This window comes from Pseudomonas sp., from assembly GCF_026224925.1.
Lineage (GTDB): Bacteria > Pseudomonadota > Gammaproteobacteria > Pseudomonadales > Pseudomonadaceae > Aquipseudomonas.
In genome coordinates, this window is sequence record NZ_JAMFRV010000113.1 from 1 (window position 1) to 3,267 (window position 3,267).

A 3,267-nucleotide genomic window follows, 5' to 3' on the forward strand; every position below is an offset into this window, starting at 1 on the left:
CAATTGGCGAAAGGCACTACAACGAACATACCTCTGCCGATGAAAATCCCAGTGTTGTTGGCGTACTGGACAGTGGATTTGCAAGACGATGGCCGTGTCAGTTTCAAATCGGATGTGTATGGCCATGATCAAGTGCTACTGCGGGCATTGAACCGGCCGTACTGATTTTATTTACGCTGGTGATCTGGCCGTTCCAGATCATCTCGTAATGCGCTGTCTGAATAACCGATGAAACGGGTCTCGGGGTCATCAATGCCCAGCAGTGGTAGCCGTGCATACGCACAGAGTTGTACCTCAGGCCTGGGCAGCCGGCCTGTTTGACGGCCTTGCCCAAACGGTGGGAATGCGTGTAATCAATAGGATCGTAAATGGGATCGCTCATGGGAATAGAGACGGCATCCCTCATTGCTACATCAACGAACGTGCAGGATAACCCTCGAAAAAGGAACCGCTCGTAATTGAGATTCTGGACGTTCGACCAATACTGGTCTTGGTGGTGCCGTACCTCAGCCAACGCTGTTTCCATCGACGCAGCCAGGTACAACACACCAAAGTTACCATCGCTGAACCTAGAACCCGCCTGGTTAACATGAGTAAAGGGAGCCGTCGCGTAAGAGCATCCGGGAATACCGAAAGGAATCTCGCCGCGCGGTATTAACTCAATGTTCCCCAGCTCGTTTTGCAGTCTTGGATTGGTGAGGGTTTGTATCTGGTACAGAACCTCGAACTCGGACGCATCGGCAACATCATCAAACAATGCAACGGGCGGGAACTTTGAGTTGACCAGTCGGTAGGCCTGCAACTGCTCCCCGGCCAACTCGGCGAGTTGACTCACCATCACCATTGCGCACCTCGCAGTACGTCAATCCGCCGGAAGGTCTCGTACAAGGAAATCATATCTCCCTGCGACATGATGTCGAGCGGGGCACGGCCATTGAAAAATTCGTTATCGTTGGCCATTGCCGGAAAGCCATAGACGTTCTCCGGGTTATCAAAGACCAGGCGCAAAGCGGCGTGGATGTTAAGAACGAAACTGATTCGTTGCATCTGATCCGAGTCCAAAGCAACAGACCATGCGGGATCGCGCTGCTTTGCACGGGTGTACGTACTGCGGGAAATGCGCAGAATACGGCAAGCTTGATCACTCGATGCTTGCCATTTTTCGAGTATTTCTACCGCTACGCGTAGGCCAGTTACGCACTGCTCTTTGGTGAATCCTTGGGTTTGAAGGGCAACGGTCATGACTAACGCCTCTTGATGAGTCTACAGATTCAAATATAGTAAATTAGAATCTGTAGGTCAACTCGTGGCGTGTGGCCGGCATCCTATAGAAAGGCTTGGGTCAGCTTTCTGGGCGGGTGGGCAAAGCAGCCCAAAAATCATCGCGGTCATCTGTTTGACCAGTTCCTCAAACGGCTGGTGCCCTTCGCGAAACCAGAATGCGACACTGCAAAGCATGCCCAGCACGGCGTTGACGCTCGTCGGGATAGGCTGCGCAATAAAAATTTCGGAGGCAACACCTGCGGTGATGATCTCGGTCAGGCAACTCCGGTGGCGCGCTAGCAACGGCTGGATCTGGGCTCTATAGGCGTCGTCAAGACTGCGCAACTCCAAACCTAACAACTGGGCGCACTCCTGATGATGTATTTGAAATTCCAAATGGATACGCACGAAGGTACTAAGTTTGGCCCCGGCGGTGGCAGTTTTCCTCGTCCGCCGGGCTATGGCGTCAACCATATTTTCTAAATGTTCATGGATCAGTTCAAACAGTAACGCCTGCTTGCTTTCCACATGGTGATAGAGCGAACCCGCATGCACCCCAACTCGCTGTCCAAGGTGGCGTAGGCTGACATTGCCAAACCCCTCCTTGACGAACATGGACAGCGCCACGTCCCTGACCTGTTGCCCCCGATCCGTTCGGGCAGGGTCCAGCGCTTTCTCTGAACGTCGAGTAGGACACGCAGTAGAACAAGACGGCTTTCTCTTCATATAAGCAGATCCACCTTGGCATCGAAGGTTCGCTAATGCGCGTGTTTATAGGCGCTTTTGGACGCGTGTGTGGATGTACGGATCAACAACAGTACAGCGCCGATTAACGGCAGGTTAATCAGCAGCAGCGCATAACGCAGCGACTCCTGGCCAAACTGCGGTATCAACATATCGCTGAACAAACCGGTTATCAGTGGCCCGACGCCGACCCCGAGCAGCGTACTGACGATGGTTTGCAGGGCCATGGCAGTACCGCGCCGACCCGCCGGCACTAGTTGGGTGACGAGGTTGTAGGACGGGGCGACCCACCACACGGCAAAGAAGGAATAGATCGCGCACCAGAGCATCGCGGTCGGAATAGGTACATCGCCGATGCGGACCAGCAGAGTATCGGACCAGAGCAGATAAGGGACCAGCGCGGCGATGGCTGCCAGATGGCCCAACACTGGAATGGAAACCTGCCAGTGTGGGTTGCGGCGGCACAAGCGGTCACTTAACCAACCACTGAACAGGCCACCAATCCCGGCCGAGATACCGCAGATCACCCCGACCAGGAGCCCGGCGTGTTGCAGTGACAAGCCGTGGGAGCGCATCAGGAAGCTGGTGTTCCACATGCCGATGGCATAGGAGCAGAGCGTAGCCAGACCGCCCGCGAGGATCAGGCACCGGTAGGCCGGCAACGTCCAGAGCTTGCGTGCTTCGGCGCCCATACCAAGTAGCGGCGCCTGGGTGTAAGTATGTGGCGTGAGGTCCCAACGGCCGCGCTGTGGGTCGCGTGCAAAAAAGGTCAGGATGGCGCAAAACACCAAGGCCGGCATGCCAACGGAAATAAACGCGCTGCGCCAGCCATACTGCTCCACCACCCAGGCGCCGATACTCAAACCAATGATCGAGGAAAACGTCGGTGCCGCGGTAAAACAGCTGATGGCGAATGAGCGTCGTTGTGGTGGATACAGGTCCGCGATTAACGACAGCGAGGCTGAGGTCGTCGGCGATTCACTGACCGCCACCAGCATCCGCGCAATGGCCAGCCCAATGCCGGAACTGGCCCCGGTGACGACGACGTGACGTTGCGCGTCCATTAGCCGACGCTGGCCCGCGCGTCGGCAATGATCCTGTCGGCATCGAAGTGGTTGATGTCGGCGATCAGATCGTTGGTATAGAAATTCGCGAGGTCGCCGAGCTTGTAGCCGAACACCTGCGCCTCCTGGCGGAACTCCTCCGGGTTGATCTGCCCCATTTTTGCGTCGGGGTAAGGCGGCTTGAACAACTGGATAC

The 3,267-nt window shown here is 55.8% G+C and carries 5 protein-coding genes; all 5 read right to left on the reverse strand.

What is annotated here, in order from left to right; all coding sequences use genetic code 11:
* Positions 1 to 103: 103 nt before the first annotated feature.
* The gene (locus M0974_RS05185; protein ID WP_297833609.1) at positions 104 to 844 is read right to left on the reverse strand and encodes an RES family NAD+ phosphorylase; all 741 of its coding nucleotides are present in this window, start codon (positions 842 to 844) and stop codon (positions 104 to 106) included.
* Positions 838 to 1,242, reverse strand: a complete 405-nt coding sequence (locus M0974_RS05190) for an antitoxin Xre-like helix-turn-helix domain-containing protein (protein ID WP_297833611.1) — start codon at positions 1,240 to 1,242, stop codon at positions 838 to 840. The genes M0974_RS05185 and M0974_RS05190 overlap by 7 nt, the downstream gene beginning before the upstream one ends.
* 57 nt (positions 1,243 to 1,299) lie before the next feature.
* The gene (locus M0974_RS05195; RefSeq protein ID WP_297833613.1) at positions 1,300 to 1,890 is read right to left on the reverse strand and encodes a TetR/AcrR family transcriptional regulator; all 591 of its coding nucleotides are present in this window, start codon (positions 1,888 to 1,890) and stop codon (positions 1,300 to 1,302) included.
* Positions 1,891 to 2,021: 131 nt separating this feature from the next.
* Positions 2,022 to 3,071 (reverse strand): MFS transporter, encoded by a 1,050-nt coding sequence (locus M0974_RS05200; RefSeq protein ID WP_297833616.1) that lies wholly within the window; start codon positions 3,069 to 3,071, stop codon positions 2,022 to 2,024.
* Positions 3,071 to 3,267: hypothetical protein (locus M0974_RS05205; protein WP_297833618.1), on the reverse strand; the 197-nt coding region annotated here is incomplete at its 5' end. The genes M0974_RS05200 and M0974_RS05205, both read right to left, overlap by 1 nt.

Bases quoted from the DNA above. Each gene is read 5' to 3' on its own strand.
- M0974_RS05200 (WP_297833616.1), bottom strand. From the start codon at position 3,071: ATGGACGCGCAACGTCACGTCGTCGTCACCGGGGCCAGTTCCGGCATT.
- M0974_RS05190 (WP_297833611.1), bottom strand. From the start codon at position 1,242: ATGACCGTTGCCCTTCAAACCCAAGGATTCACCAAAGAGCAGTGCGTA.
- M0974_RS05185 (WP_297833609.1), bottom strand. From the start codon at position 844: ATGGTGATGGTGAGTCAACTCGCCGAGTTGGCCGGGGAGCAGTTGCAG.